Source organism: Methylobacterium sp. ME121, assembly GCF_000974725.1.
GTDB classification, from domain to species: domain Bacteria; phylum Pseudomonadota; class Alphaproteobacteria; order Rhizobiales; family Beijerinckiaceae; genus Methylobacterium; species Methylobacterium radiotolerans.
Map to the genome: position 1 here is coordinate 63324 of NZ_BBUX01000024.1, position 14215 is coordinate 77538.

The 14215-nt window shown below is 73.1% G+C and carries 13 protein-coding genes; 7 read left to right on the forward strand and 6 right to left on the reverse strand.

Annotated elements, in window-relative coordinates:
* Positions 1-55: 55 nt before the first annotated feature.
* The 3 genes from modC to ME121_RS16605 all read left to right on the forward strand — a co-directional run bounded on the left by modC (position 56) and on the right by ME121_RS16605 (position 3412).
* The gene (modC, locus tag ME121_RS16595) at positions 56-1159 is read left to right on the forward strand and encodes a molybdenum ABC transporter ATP-binding protein (protein WP_024830034.1); all 1104 of its coding nucleotides are present in this window, start codon (positions 56-58) and stop codon (positions 1157-1159) included.
* Between the two features lie 175 nt (positions 1160-1334).
* On the forward strand, positions 1335-1775 hold the full coding sequence (locus ME121_RS16600) for a TadE/TadG family type IV pilus assembly protein (protein WP_244413241.1): 441 nt from the start codon (positions 1335-1337) through the stop codon (positions 1773-1775).
* On the forward strand, positions 1772-3412 hold the full coding sequence (locus tag ME121_RS16605; protein WP_059409214.1) for a TadG family pilus assembly protein: 1641 nt from the start codon (positions 1772-1774) through the stop codon (positions 3410-3412). The genes ME121_RS16600 and ME121_RS16605 overlap by 4 nt, the downstream gene beginning before the upstream one ends.
* 38 nt (positions 3413-3450) lie before the next feature.
* Here ME121_RS16605 and ME121_RS16610 read toward each other — a convergent pair whose 3' ends face one another.
* The 6 genes from ME121_RS16610 to ME121_RS16635 all read right to left on the reverse strand — a co-directional run bounded on the left by ME121_RS16610 (position 3451) and on the right by ME121_RS16635 (position 8822).
* Positions 3451-4053 (reverse strand): PAS domain-containing protein, encoded by a 603-nt coding sequence (locus tag ME121_RS16610; protein ID WP_059409215.1) that lies wholly within the window; start codon positions 4051-4053, stop codon positions 3451-3453.
* Positions 4054-4521: 468 nt separating this feature from the next.
* Positions 4522-5682, reverse strand: coding sequence for a M20 aminoacylase family protein (locus ME121_RS16615; RefSeq protein ID WP_012319291.1), 1161 nt, complete (start codon positions 5680-5682; stop codon positions 4522-4524).
* Positions 5679-6962: a GNAT family N-acetyltransferase gene (locus tag ME121_RS16620; RefSeq protein ID WP_012319290.1), complete on the reverse strand. Its 1284-nt coding sequence runs from the start codon at positions 6960-6962 to the stop codon at positions 5679-5681. The genes ME121_RS16615 and ME121_RS16620 overlap by 4 nt, the downstream gene beginning before the upstream one ends.
* Positions 6963-7119: 157 nt before the next feature.
* Positions 7120-7554: a lysozyme inhibitor LprI family protein gene (locus ME121_RS16625; RefSeq protein ID WP_012319289.1), complete on the reverse strand. Its 435-nt coding sequence runs from the start codon at positions 7552-7554 to the stop codon at positions 7120-7122.
* A gap of 42 nt (positions 7555-7596) precedes the next feature.
* Positions 7597-8346, reverse strand: a complete 750-nt coding sequence (locus ME121_RS16630) for a glycerophosphodiester phosphodiesterase family protein (protein ID WP_012319288.1) — start codon at positions 8344-8346, stop codon at positions 7597-7599.
* 2 nt (positions 8347-8348) lie between these two features.
* Positions 8349-8822 carry a RidA family protein gene (locus tag ME121_RS16635; RefSeq protein ID WP_012319287.1) on the reverse strand — a complete coding sequence of 158 codons (474 nt, stop codon included), beginning with the start codon at positions 8820-8822 and terminating at the stop codon, positions 8349-8351.
* 312 nt (positions 8823-9134) lie between these two features.
* Between ME121_RS16635 and ME121_RS16640 the strand changes: the two genes are divergently transcribed.
* The 4 genes from ME121_RS16640 (at position 9135) to ME121_RS16655 (ending at position 14202) form a co-directional block, all read left to right on the forward strand.
* Positions 9135-10325, forward strand: coding sequence for an aspartate aminotransferase family protein (locus ME121_RS16640; RefSeq protein WP_053620795.1), 1191 nt, complete (start codon positions 9135-9137; stop codon positions 10323-10325).
* Positions 10326-10492: 167 nt separating this feature from the next.
* Positions 10493-11473, forward strand: a complete 981-nt coding sequence (gene argF / locus ME121_RS16645) for an ornithine carbamoyltransferase (RefSeq protein ID WP_012319285.1) — start codon at positions 10493-10495, stop codon at positions 11471-11473.
* A gap of 277 nt (positions 11474-11750) precedes the next feature.
* Positions 11751-12794, forward strand: coding sequence for an Hsp33 family molecular chaperone (locus ME121_RS16650; RefSeq protein ID WP_024830040.1), 1044 nt, complete (start codon positions 11751-11753; stop codon positions 12792-12794).
* Positions 12795-12963: 169 nt separating this feature from the next.
* Positions 12964-14202 (forward strand): hypothetical protein, encoded by a 1239-nt coding sequence (locus ME121_RS16655; RefSeq protein ID WP_059409217.1) that lies wholly within the window; start codon positions 12964-12966, stop codon positions 14200-14202.
* Positions 14203-14215 lie beyond the last annotated feature (13 nt).

Consider the following 14215-nt stretch of genomic DNA (forward strand, 5'->3'; position numbering starts at 1 on the left):
AAGTCCGGGCCGGCGCCGGGACGCGCCGGGGCTCCTGTTACGCGAGTCTGTCCGCGTGAGCATCCAGGTCGACGTCCAGCTCCGGCGCGGCGCCTTCGCGCTCGCGGCCGCCTTCGAGGCCGGGCCGGGGCTGACCGCCCTGTTCGGGCGCTCGGGCTCGGGGAAGACCACGCTGATCGACCTGATCGCCGGCCTCGCGCGGCCGGACCGGGGCCGGATCGTGGTCGGCGGCACCCCGTGGGTCGACACCGCGGCCGGCCTCATCCTGCCGCCGCACCGGCGGCAGGTCGGCGTGGTGTTCCAGGACGCCCGGCTGTTCCCGCATCTCAGCGTCCGGACCAATCTCGGCTACGGCCGGGTCTTCGCGCGGCGCCGCGCCGACCCGGCGGCCTTCTCGGCGGTGACGGGCCTGCTCGGCATCGACCATCTCCTCGACCGGCGGCCCGCGGGCCTCTCGGGCGGCGAGCGCCAGCGGGTGGCGATCGGGCGGGCGCTCCTGGCCAAGCCGCGCCTCCTGCTGATGGACGAGCCCCTCGCGGCCCTGGACGAGGCCCGCAAGGCCGAGATCCTCCCCTACATCGAGCGCCTGCGCGACGAGGCCGGCGTGCCGGTCATCTATGTCAGCCACGCGGTCTCCGAGGTCGCCCGGCTCGCCACCACGGTGATCGTGCTGGAATCCGGGCGGGTGGCCGCCGCCGGCCCCGCGGAGACGATCCTGCGCCGCGCCGATCTCGTGCCGATCCACGAGGCCGAGGCCGGCGCGCTCCTCGACATGGTCGTCGAGGCCTTCGACGCCGCCACGGGGCTCACGCGCCTGACCGGCACCGCCGGGCGCCTGCTGGTGCCGGGCCTGTCGCGCCCGGCCGGGACGCGGCTGCGGGTGCGCATCCCCGCGCGGGACGTGCTCGTCGCCACCGAGCCTCCCCGCGGCCTCAGCGCGCGCAACGTGCTGGCCGGCCGGATCTGCGGCCTGACGGCCGCGGGTGCCGAGACGGCGGTGGAGATCGACTGCAACGGCGCCCGTCTCGTGGCGCGCGTGACCGGCGCGGCCGTCCGCGACCTCGGCCTCGCGCCGGGACGCGAGGTCCACGCCATCATCAAGAGCGCGTCCTTCGACCCCGCCGGGATCGGCCTGCTGCGGCCGCCGCGGGCGATCTGAGACCGCGACGATGCGCAGCGGCAACGGGCAGGCCGCGCGAGACGCGGCCGCGGCGTGTTGTGCTCGCTTTGGTTGTACAATCTAGTATCAAAACAACCATTAGTTAGAACATCGCCGTCACGATGGGCCGTGCAGTGGTCGTGCTGCGCGAGTCGCGGAGGGCGATGCGATGGGCATGCGGCGCTTGCGCCGGCGGAGCGCGCCGAGCGGTTGGACCTGCCGGCGCGGCAGTTCCGCGGTGGAGTTCGCCCTGGTGGCGCCCGTGCTGTTCCTGCTCTTCGCCGGGATCGCGGTGTTCGGGATCTGCCTCGGGGCCGCCCACAACCTCCGCCAGATCGCCGCCGAGGCGGCCCGCGCCTCCGTGGCGGGCGTCACCGATGCCGAGCGCGCGAACCTCGCCCAGACCATGGTGAACCGGAGCCTGAGCGCCGGCGCGATGTTCCGGCCGGGCAGCGTCGTCGTGCAGGTCGGGCCGGATCCCAGCGACGCGACGGTGTACACGGTCACCGTCACCCTCGACGCCTCGACGCTCGGCATCAACGTCTTCGCGCGCCTGCTGCCGATGCTCCCGACGGTGCTGCGCAGCAGCGTCAGCGTCCGAAAGGGCGGCCTGTGACCGGCCCGGGCGGGCGCCTGCTGCGCTTCGGGGCCGCGCGCGGCGGCAACGTCGCGATCCTGGTGGCGCTCGGCAGCGCCATGCTGATGGGGGCGGGCGCGGTCGGGATCGATCTCGGGCTGGTCTTCCAGGCGCGGCGCAAGGCGCAAGGGGCGGCGGACATCGCCGCCATGCTGGCGGCCGTCGATCCGAGCCAAGCCGACACGGTCGCGCGCCGGTCGCTCAGCGACAACGGCTACGGTGCCGCGACCGCCACGGTCGCGCCCGGCAGCTACGACGCCAGCACCAGGGGCGTCGCTCCGGGCGGCCGGTTCAGCGCCGGCGGAAGCCCCGCGAACGCGGTGCGGGTCGGCCTCTCGACCTCGGTCCCGGTGACCTTCGGCCGGGCGATCGGCCTGCCCGCGGCGGTGCCGCTGCGGGTGACCGGCACCGCCGCGAGCGCGCAATTCGCGGCCTTCACGATCGGATCCGGCACCCTGAGGCTCGAGGGCGGCATCGCCAACGCCCTGCTCGGTGCCTTGCTCGGGGCCAGGCTGTCGCTCAGCGTCAGCGACTACGATGCCCTGGCCAGCGCCCGCGTCGACGGGCTGCGCGTCCTGGACTCGCTCGGGGCGAGCCTCAACATGCAGGCCGCGAACTACACCGACATCGTCCAGGCGAATGCCAGCGTCGGTCAGCTGCTGATGGCGATCCGGGCCGCCGCGTCGGACAATGGCAGCGCGGCGTCGGCCCTGTCGGGGATCCTCAACGCCCTGCCGAACGCCGGAAACCTCGTCGCGATCGGTCAAGTGGACGGGCTCGGCGACGCCGCCGCGCTGGCGCCGCCCCGGGGCTTCGCCGGCCCCTCCCTCAACGTGCTGAACCTCCTGGGCGCCGCCGCCTCCCTGGCGAACGGCCAGAACCAGGTGGCGGTCGATCTCGGAGCCACCGTGCCGGGACTGCTCTCGACCCGGCTGACCCTGGCGATCGGCGAGCGCAAGCGCAGCTCGGGCTGGGTCCGGCCGGGCAGCCAGAACGCCACCGTTCAGACGGCGCAGACCCGGCTGCTGATCGAGACCACCGTCACGGCGCCGCTCGGGCTCGGGACGCTCTCCCTGCCGGTCTACGCGGAAGTCGCACCGGCGCAGGCGACCCTGCGGTCGCTCAGCTGCGCCGGGTCCGGAGGACGCAAGGTCACCCTCGACGCGCAGACCGGACTGGCGACGCTGGCCGTCGCCCAGATCCCGCGCGCCGCGATCACGGGGGGCAGCGCGGGCCCCGACCTGTCGCAGCCGGCCTCCCTGATCGCCCTGCCGCTGATCAACGTCTCCGGGCGGGCCCACGCGACGCTCGGCACCGCGTCGCAGACCCTCGTGTTCTCGGACGCCGACATCGCCAACCACACCGTGCGCACGGTCGCCTCGGGCAACCTGACCCAGTCGCTCACCGGCAGCCTGCTGCGCAACCTCGTGCTGAACATCGACGGCCTCGGCGTGCCGCCGCTGCTCCAGTCGGCCCTGACGACGACGCTGGGCACCGTGACCCCGGGGATCGACCTCGTGCTCGACACCGTCCTGCGCAGCCTCGGCCTGCGTCTGGGCTACGCCGATCTCGACGTCGACGGCACCCTCTGCAACCAGGCCGTGCTGGTGCAGTGAGCCGGGCCGGACGGTCCGGCGGGACGCGGCAGCCCCGCTCAGTGGCCGCCGCGGCGCGCGCCGGTCGCGGAGGCCTTGGCAATGCGCCGGCCGAGGTGCAGCAGCAGCATGTCGATGAGGAGTTGAAGCTCGGAATCCGCCACGCCCTCGAGGGCGTCGCGGCATTCGAGGGCGCGGTCCACCGCCCGCGCGAGCGAGTCCGCGGGCTCGGCCGCCGCGTGCGCAGCCGCGTGCGCCGCCGACGGCTCGTCGGTCACGTCGATGATGACGCCGTGCCCGAGGCGCCGACTCGACGCGCCCGTCGGGATCCGGCCGCGGTCGAGGATCCGGCGGACCTGACCCGAGGGCGACAGCGTCCGGTACTCGGCCACGAACAGGCCGCCGCGCTCGCGCACCGCCTTGAACTGCCGCACCACGGCCGGCCGATCCTCGGGATGGACGCAGGCCTTGGCGACCGAGAGCGGGAGGGGGCGTCCGGCCAGTCCGGGATCGCCGGCCAGCACCTCGGCGGCGCCGGCGTCGAGGACGCAGCGCTCGGCGCGCGGCGACCACGACCACGTGCCGATGATCCCGGAGGCGTCGAGGGCGGCCGAGAGATCGACCGGCCGGGGGCGGGGGCCCTGGATTGCATCGGCAATCATGGGCGAACTCCGGTTGCAGCGCGCACCATGCCCGCCTTCGTCGGAGACATACAACCGCTGATGGAATTAATGAGCAGTTAACTCAACTCGATGGTCCGCCACGCATCGCCGGCATTGCCCTGCGCGGATAGCGGAATCCCGTTCTTCGGGCGGCCGCACCGGGTCGATATGACCCGGAACCAACCCGTTCAGGTTGTAATCGCGGTCGCGCCTCAGCCGAGCTGGGTGAGCAGCGTGAAGGCGCCGAAAATCAGGACCGCGCCGACCGAGGCGGCGAGCAGGATGAGCGCCGCGCGCGATTCCCGCATCTCCGGTGACATGGCGCCCTCCCGTCGCGGCCCGCGTCGGCGCGCGGGCGAGTTCCGTCAGGATTCGCACCGATCGGCCGCGCTGTCGACGGCCGACCGGGCGCGCGCGGCGACATCGCCCGCCATCCGGAAAGTTTCGGACGGCGGCGACGGCCCGGCCTCAGGCCGCGGTGCGGCGCTCCACCATCCGCGCCAGGAAGGCGCTGCCGATCGGGATGATCGAGTCGTCGAAGTTGTAGCCGGCATTGTGCAGGCCGGGGCCCGGATTGGCGCCGAGCCAGACATAGGCGCCGGGGACCGCCATGGTCATGTCGGCGAAGTCCTCGCTGCCCATCTTGGGCACGACGTTCGATTCGACCTTGTCGGCGCCCAGGAGCTCGGTGGCGACCTCCGTGGCGGCGGCCGCCTGCTCGGGGGCGTTCTCCAGGACGGAGAACACGTCCTGCAGGTCGACGGTGACCTCGGCGCCGTAGGCCGCGCCGAAGCCCGCCGCCAGCTCACGCATGCGGGTGCCGGCCAGCGCCCGGATCTCCTTGTCGAAGGTGCGGATCGTGCCGGCGAGATGGGCCGTCTCCGGGATCACGTTGTAGGCGGAGCCCGCCTCGATCCGGGTGATCGACAGGACGATGGACTTCAGCGGATCGGCGTTGCGCGACACGATCGACTGGAGGGCCTGGGCGAGGCCGGTGGCGATGATGATCGGGTCGACGCCCCGGTGCGGCTGGGCGGCGTGGATGCCCTTGCCGCGGATGTGGATGTCGAAGAAGTCCGCCGCCGCCATGATCGGTCCCGGCCGCAGCTTGATCATGCCGTGGCCGCCGCCGGGCTGGTTGTGCAGCCCGTAGATCTCGTCGCAGGGGAAGCGCTCGAACAGGCCGTCCTTCAGCATGGCCCGGGCGCCGCCGCGGCCCTCCTCGGCCGGCTGGAACACGAACACCGCGGTGCCGTCGAAATCGCGGGTCTCGGCGAGGTAGCGCGCCGCGCCGACTAGCATCGTGGTGTGCCCGTCATGGCCGCAGGCGTGCATCTTGCCCGCGTAGGTCGAGCGGTAGGGGAGGTTGGTCTCCTCTTCGATGGGCAGGGCGTCCATGTCGGCGCGCAGGCCGATGCGCTTGCCGTTGTCGGTGCGGCCCTTGAGCAGGCCCACCACCCCGGTGCCGCCGACGCCGCGATGCACCTCGCAGCCGAATTTCTCGAGGAGATCGGCCACGATGCCGGCGGTGCGCACCTCCTCGAAGCCGAGTTCCGGATGGGCGTGCAGGTCGCGGCGCAGGGCCGTCAACTCGTCGGCGTAGGTCTTGATGCGGTCGATCGGGCTCATGACTCGGCACTCTCGGGGGGGGACGTGTTGGGGGACGGGGATCCGGACGGCGTCGCGCCCTCGCGGGCGCCGCCCTGGTCCGCGCGCCGGAACGGCGTCAGCGTGTCGAGGACGTCGACCGCCTCGGCGACGTGGGCGCGCTCCCGCTGCAAGTAATCGGCCACCGCGCGGCGCAGCGCCGGGTCGGCGATGTCGTGGGCGGAGTGCATCAGCACCGGCCGGTAGCCGCGGGCGAGCTTGTGCTCGCCCTGGGCACCCGCCTCCACGCGCTTCAGGCCGCGGGCGATCGCGAAATCGATCGCCTGGTAGTAGCAGACCTCGAAATGCAGGAAGGGGTGGTCCTCGATGCAGCCCCAGTTGCGCCCGTAGAGCGCCGTGTCGCCGATCAGGTTGATGGCCCCGGCGATGTAGGCGTCGCCGCGCTTGGCCATCACGAGCAGCACCCGGTCGGCCATGCGCTCGGACAGGAGCGAGAAGAACCGGCGGTTGAGGTACGGCCGGCCCCATTTCCGGGAGCCCGTGTCCATGTAGAAGGCGTAGAACGCGTCCCAGTGGGCCTCGGTGATGTCCGCGCCGGTCAGGTGCTCCACCGTGATGCCGGGCGCCAGGGCGTCGCGGCGCTCCTTGCGGATGGTCTTGCGCTTGCGCGAGGCGAGGGCGGACAGGAAATCGTCGAACGTCGCGTAGCCGTCGTTCTGCCAGTGGAACTGCTGGTCGGTGCGCTGCAGGAAGCCGGCCGCGCCGGCCCGCTCCCACTCCGCCTCGCGCATGAAGGTGACGTGGATCGAGGAGGCCTTGGTCTCGCCCCGCAGCGCCCGCAGGCCCGCGACGAGGCCGGCCGTGGCCTCGTCGGGATCGGCCCCCGGGGCGATCAGGAAGCGCGGCCCGGTCACCGGCGTGAACGGCACGCTGACCTGGAGCTTGGGGTAGTAGGCGCCGCCGGCCCGCTCGTAGGCGTCGGCCCAGCCGTGGTCGAAGACGTACTCGCCCTGGCTGTGCGATTTCAGGTAGCAGGGCGCCACGCCGAGGCGCGCGCCGTCGCGCTCGACGGAGACGTGGAGCGGCAGCCAGCCGGTCCTGCGCGAGACGCAGCCCGAATCCTCCAGCGCCGACAGGAAGGCGTACGACAGGAAGGGGTTGTGGGTCTCGTCGCCCGCCGCCAGGGTCTCGGACGAGAAGGCGCAGGCATCCCATTCCGCCGCGCCGATCTCCTTCAATCCGGGAAGCGCTCGCACGGTCAGTGCGGCGGTCTCCGGCGTCGGCCCGGGTGCTTGCTTCATGGGCCGGAGTCTAGCCCGTGACCGGCCGGGAGCAAGCGGGCGGATGCGCACGGCACCCGCGGCAGCGTTGTCAGACGGCCGCCGACGTCACCCGCCGCGGCCCGGACCCGTCGTCGCGCCGGACGCCCGAACCGGACGTCGCGGTCGCGGCGCGCGCTCACTCGCCGAGGCGGCCGACGCAGGACACGTCGTCCGCCTTGCAGTCGAGGTATCCCTTCAGGACCTTGATCCGCGCGTCGGTCAGCCCCTTCAGGCAGCCGTTGTACGCCATCGCGTAGGCCGAGCCCCCGTCGAGGCCCAGGGTCTCGAGGAAGCAGGTCGCGTCCCGGTACGACAGCCAGGCCTTCTGGGCGCCCCGCAGGGCGTCCTTCGTCTTCGGGCCGATCTTCTTCGTCAGCTGCCCGTAGACGGCGTTCAGCGCGGTGTCGGCGGCCCGGTAATCGGCGCCCGCGCAGGCGTTGAGATCCGCCTGGGTCGTGCCCTCGCACGGGTCGGCCGCCGCAGCGGGTGCCGGGGAGAGCAGGGTCGCGGCGAGGGCGAGGCCCCGGCAGAGCCGCGCGAACCGCGCGCGCGCGTCACTCGTAACGGTCATGGCGATCTTGGTCGGACGGAATCGGACAGGGCGTAGGAAAATTTACGGGACGAACCCCTCGAACACCATCTGATCCGCGTGCGCGGCCGCGCGGGCGCGTTGCTCCGCGGTCCGGACCGTCCAGGTCATGACGGGGATCTGACCGAGCAGCCGGCAGAGGTAGGTCGGCGCGCAGGGCAGGTCGTCCACCCGCCAGGACAGGAAGTCGGGCCGCGTCTCGGCGAGGTGCAGCAGGTCGGAGAGCGACCGGCGGAGCGAGGGCGTCAGGGCCGCGTAGACCGGATCGTCCTGCGTCGTCTCCGCCACGATGCCCCGCGGGATCGTGGCGGGGCAGAGGTCGCGCAGGGCCGCGACCACCTGCGGGTCGAAGGATTTCAGCGCCACCGGCCCGGCGCAGGCCGCGGCGATCTCGGCGGTGCGGGTCGCGAGCCGCAGGTCGCCGTCGTAGCGGGACTTCACCTCGATCACCACCGGCACCGCCCCGGCCACCGCCGCCAGGAAGGCCGGCAGCGTCGGGATCGTCTCCGCGGACCCGGCGACGGCGAGCGTCCCGAGTTCGGCGGCCGACCGGTCGGCCAGAGCCGCGCCCGTCCCCGTCAGGCGCCCGAGGGCGGCGTCGTGGAAGACCATCGCCTCGCCGTCGGCGCTCAGCTGGACGTCGCACTCGATGGCGAAGCCGCCCGCGACCGCCGCCCGGGCCGCCGCCAGCGTGTTCTCCGGCCGGCCCGCCGCGCGGTCGTGCAGGCCGCGATGGGCGATCGGCCGCGCGGTGAGCCAGTCGGGGGCGGCCACCGTCAGCGGACCTCGAACATCGCCTCGACCTCGACGGCGGCGTCGAGGGGCAGCTCGGCCACGCCGACGGTGGAGCGGGCGTGGCGCCCGCGGTCGCCGAGCAGCTCGACCATCAGGTCGGAGGCGCCGTTCATCACGCCGGCCACGGCCGAGAAGCCCGGCGCCGCGTTGATGAAGCCGCCGAGCCGGACGCATTGGACCACCGCGCGGTCGAGGTCGCCCACCGCGGCCTCGAGCTGGGCGAGGACGTTGAGGGCGCACAGGCGGGCGGCCGCCTTGCCGGCCTCGGCCGAGACGCCGCCGCCGACCTTGCCCTTGTGCTCGGCCGCGATGGCGCCGTCCGCGCCGAAGCAGACCTGGCCGGAGATCACCACCAAGTTGCCGGTGCGCACGAACGGCACGTAGTTGGCGACCGGCGCCGCCGCCCTCGGCAGGGTCAGGCCCAGCGCCGCCAGGCGTTCCTTGATCGAGCTCATCGGGTTCTCCCTGGTTCCTGCGAATCCGCGGGAGCAGGAGCACGGCCGCCCCCCGCGGCGCAAGGGCCGGTTCCGCAGACCTTCGATTCTCCGTCGGCCCGGGGCGAGACCGCCGCCGCTTGACCGTCGAGATCAGCCCTATCGGTGCCGCGTGCAGGGCTGCCCGGCGGGTCCGCCGGGCACTGAAACGTTGACAGGCGGCGGCTCTTTCATAGTAATCGCGCGCGTGCCGCCCAGGACTGAGGCGGCACTTTCATTTGGAGCCGGCTCAACGCTCGCTCCGGGATCCTGCGTGAAACGGAGATGGGACCCGTGACGTCAGCCCTTCTGCCGACCTACGTCCGCGCGCCGCTCGCCTTCGAGCGCGGCGAGGGCGCCTGGCTCGTGACGGAGGGTGGGGAGCGATACCTCGACTTCGGCGCCGGCATCGCGGTGAACGGCCTCGGCCACGCGCACCCGCACCTCGTCGGCGCGCTGACCGCGCAGGCGAGCAAGATCTGGCACACCTCGAACCTGTTCCAGATTCCGGGCGGCGAGCGCCTCGGGCAACGCCTCGTCGACGCGACCTTCGCGGACGTGGTGTTCTTCTGCAACTCGGGCGCGGAGGCGAACGAGGCGGCGATCAAGATCGCCCGCAAGTACCACGCGGCCGGTGGGCAGCCGGAGCGCTACCGGATCGTCACCTTCGCGGGCGCCTTCCACGGGCGGACGCTGGCGACGCTCGCGGCCGGCGGCCAGCAGAAGTACATCGAGGGCTTCGGTCCGAAGGTCGAGGGCTTCGACCAGGTCCCGGCCGGCGACTGGGCGGCGCTCGAGGCGGCGATCGGGCCGGAGACGGCGGCGCTGATGATCGAGCCGATCCAGGGCGAGGGCGGCGTTCGGGAGATCCCCCACGCGGACCTGCGCCGGCTGCGCGAGATCTGCGACGCCAACGGCCTCCTGCTGATCATGGACGAGGTCCAGACCGGCGTCGGCCGCACGGGCCGGCTGTTCGCGCACGAATGGTCCGGCATCACCCCGGACATCATGAGCGTCGCCAAGGGCATCGGCGGCGGCTTCCCGCTCGGCGCCTGCCTCGCGACCCGCGAGGCCGCCCGCGGCATGACCGCCGGCACGCACGGGACCACCTTCGGCGGCAACCCGCTCGCCATGGCGGTGGGCAACGCCGTGCTGGACGTGGTGCTGGAGGAGGGCTTCCTCGCGCGCGTCGCCCGGTCCGGCCTGCTGCTCAAGCAGAAGCTCGCGGCCCTGCGCGACCGCCACCCGCACGTCATCCAGGAGATCCGCGGCGAGGGGCTGATGCTCGGCCTCAAGCTCGGCGTGCCGAACACCGACTTCGCCGCCGCCGCGCGGGACGCGCATCTGCTGGTGATTCCGGCGGGCGACAACATCGTCCGCCTGCTGCCGCCGCTGACCATCGGCGAGGCCGAGATCGACGAGGCGGTTCGCCGCCTGGACGCGGCGGCGTCCGGCTTCGAGGCCGTGCGCGGCGCGGCCGAGTAGGATCGATCCGCGCGTTTGAGAACACCGCCCTCCGGATCCCGGAGGGCGGCCCGAAGCATTTCCGGGCGCGGTCGATCCCGCCGCGCGTGACGGAGATGCCCCTGCCAGGAGGTAGAGTGCGGTTCATGATCAGGTGATCGTTGAGCAGACTCTAGTATTGTGACGCGATGAAAGCCCAGATTGACGGCCGGGCACACGCCCCGGCCAGGCACCTGAACGGTGCCGGCCCTCGTCATTTCCTCGATCTCAAGGATTTCTCCGGGGCGGAGCTGCGCCGGGTCCTCGATGCCAGCGCCGCCATCAAGGCGCGCCGCCGCAAGGGCGAGCTGGCCGCCGAGCGCCCGCTCACCGGCAAGACCCTCGCCATGGTGTTCGACCGGCCCTCGACCCGCACCCGCGTCTCCTTCGACGTGGCGATGCGCGAGCTCGGCGGCGAGACCCTGATGCTCACCGGCTCCGAGATGCAGCTCGGCCGCGGCGAGACCATCGGCGACACCGCGCAGGTGCTCTCGCGCTTCGTCGACGCGATCATGATCCGCATCCTCGACCACGGTCAGATGCTGGAGCTGGCCGAGTACGCCACCGTCCCGGTGATCAACGCGCTGACCAAGGTCTCGCACCCGTGCCAGATCATGGCCGACGTGCTGACCTTCGAGGAGCATCGCGGGCCGATCCGGGGCCGCAAGGTCGCGTGGTCGGGCGATGCGAACAACGTGCTGGCGAGCTGGGTCCACGCCGCCGCCCGGTTCGACTTCACCCTGAACATCGCGAGCCCGCCGGAACTCGCGCCGCCGCCGGCGCTCCTCGCCTGGGCGCAGCAGGAGGGTGCCGACGTCCACGTCACCACCGACGCCTTCGCGGCCGTGGACGGCGTCGATGCGGTGGTCACCGATTGCTGGGTGTCGATGGGCGACGACGACGAGGCGCATCGGCACAACCTGCTGAGCCCCTATCAGGTCAACGACGCGCTGATGGCGGCGGCGAACCCGGACGCGATCTTCATGCACTGCCTCCCGGCCCACCGCGGCGAGGAGGTGACGGCCGAGGTGATGGACGGCCCGCGCTCCGTGGTGTTCGACGAGGCCGAGAACCGCCTGCACGCGCAGAAGGGCATCCTGGCCTGGTGCCTGGGCGCCAGCGGGCTCTGAGCCCGCGGTCGCCACGTCCGGCCTCGCGCTCGCGGGGTCGGGGCACCATATAGGCGTGAGCGGGCGGCCCGTGCCGTCCGTCTCCCCATCGCGGCCGCCGGAAGGCGGCATCCCGGCGACGAACGGGGCGCGCTGCGCCGCCGCTCCCGCTCCGGGCTGGACGGGGTGAGGGATCCGATCGCTCCGCCAAGGTCATCGCCTCACGCCGCCCGGCCCCCGGGAGGACGGATCCACGCTCTGCCGGCACGAGAGGCCGGACGCATCGATCGGAGAGGGCATGACCTCAGGAACGCAGTCGCACCCCCAGTCGCCATCCCAGCCGCGGGCCGAGAATGCCGGCAACGGCCACGCCGGCGCGGACGACGCCGTGCTGCCCTTCGCCGTCGAGGCGCTGGACGTGCGCGGGCGCGTCGTCCGGCTCGGTCCCGCCGTGGACACGATCCTGCGCCGCCACGGCTACCCGGACCCGGTGGCGCGCCTCCTCGGCGAGGCGGCGGCGCTGACGGTGCTGCTCGGCTCCTCGCTCAAGTTCGAGGGCCGGTTCCAGCTCCAGACCAAGACCGACGGTCCGGTCGCGATGATCGTGGTCGATTTCGAGGCCCCGGACCGGCTGCGCGCCACCGCGCGGTTCGAGCCGGAGCGGGTCGCCGCCCTCGGCGCCGGGCCGCTCAAGGATGCCGAGCTGATCGGCACCGGCCATCTCGCCATGACCATCGACCAGGGCACCGCCGCGAGCCGCTACCAGGGCGTCGTCGCCCTCGAGGGCCAGAGCCTGGAGGAGGCCGCGCACCAGTATTTCCGCCAGTCGGAGCAGATCCCCACGCAGGTGCGCCTCGCCGTGGCCGAGGCCGTGGAGGAGGGGGCCGGGCGCTGGCGGGCCGGCGGCCTGCTCGTGCAGTTCCTGCCCCAGTCGGTGGACCGGGCGCGCCTCGCCGACCTGCCCCCGGGCGACATCCCGGAGGGCCACGCGCATCTCTCGGGGGAGGCGCCGGAGGACGATGCCTGGGTCGAGGCCCGCTCGCTGGTCGCGACCATCGAGGACCACGAGCTGGTCGATCCGCACGTGTCCAGCGAGCGGCTGCTTTACCGGCTGTTCCACGAGCGCGGCGTGCGGGTGTTCGACCGTCAGCCGGTCCAGGAGACATGCCGCTGCTCGCGGGAGCGCGTGATGGGCATGATCCGCTCGTTCTCGCCGCAGGAACGGCACGACATGGTGGCGGATGACGGGCGCATCGTCATCACCTGCGAGTTCTGCTCCCGGCGCTACGACCTCGATCCCCAGGAGGTCGAGGCCGAGATCGCCGGACAGCCGAGCCAGTAGAGCGCAGGACAGCGGGCCTGCGGACCAGCATGCCCGCGTCTACGGCCAAGCTTTTCCGCGCGAAACGCACGAAGATCGGTATTCGTTGCGTAAATTTTTGAGCCCTCCAGGCTGAACCGTTTCGCGACCTTTGACGTTGCGTGGCAGATTCAACATTGGAGGGTACGCCATGCGGAAATTGTCGATCGGATTGGCCGCGCTGCTGATCAGCACCTCGGCCTATGCCCAGCAGGGTGGCGCCGATCGCGGCGCCGGGATGGGCGGTCGCGGCGGTCAGGGTGGCGCCGAGTCCGGCATGAAGGCCGGTGGCGGCGACCGCGGCGGCATGCAGAGCGGCATGCAGGGCGGTCGCCAGGCGGCGTCCGACCGCTCCGGCGCCGAGGCGGGTCGGTCCGCGCAGGGCCGCGAGGCCGGCGGCGAGGCCCGCACGGGCCAGGATCGCATGGCCCAGGATCGCACGGCTCAGGACAGGGCCGGCGCCGAGCGGGGCGACCGCCGCGGCGATCGCGCCGACCGCGACGAGCGCGGGGATCGCGACGGCGCGCGTGCCGATCGCGGCGACCGCCGCGGTGACCGTCGCGCCGACCGCACCGACTTCCGCGGCCGGGCGGACGTGAGCCGGACGGATGTCCGGTCCGAGCGGGTCGAGGGCGGCTTCCGCCGCGAGGGCCGCTACGTGTTCATCGGCGGCCGCCGGGTCGTGTACGGCTCGCCGGAGTATCGCCGCCTCGTCGTCACCGAGAACCGCGGCCCGCGCGCGCGCTACGTCGTGATCCGCGGCCAGCGGGTGCTCTACGGCTCGCCCGAGTACCGCCGCCTGGTCAGCGTCCGCGAGACCGGCCCGCGCGCGCGCTACGTCGTGATCCGGGGCCAGCGGGTGCTCTACGGCTCGCCCGAGTACCGCCGCCTCGTCTCGGTCCAGGAGGACCGCTATGTGACGATCCGCGGCCAGCGGGTGCGCTACGGGTCGGCCGAGTACCGGCGCCTCAGCGGCGGCGGCGCGGTCAGCGCGAGCTTCCGCTCCGAGCAGCGCGCCGGGGCGCGCTTCGACAATCGCGGCGAGCGGGACGGCATCCGCAACGCGTCGCGCAACGAGGGCCGCAACGACGGCCGGACGGACCGCAACGACCGCGGCCAGGATCGCGGGATGGACAAGGCGTCCCGTCAGGAGGGCAAGAACGACGGCGTGCGCAACAGCGACATGCGCGGCGGCCAGCAGGACGGCATCCGCAACGCGTCGGATCGCGGCGGCCAGCAGGGCGGCATGAAGTCCGGCGCCGAGGGCGGCCGGACCGGCGGCGCGGAGCGCGGCGGCATGAGCGGCAGCACGGGCGGCAACGGCGCCATGGGCGGCGCCCAGGGCGCCGGCCGGGCCGGCGGCCAGGCGGGCGGTGCCGGCCGCAACTGAAAAGCGTGAGCGC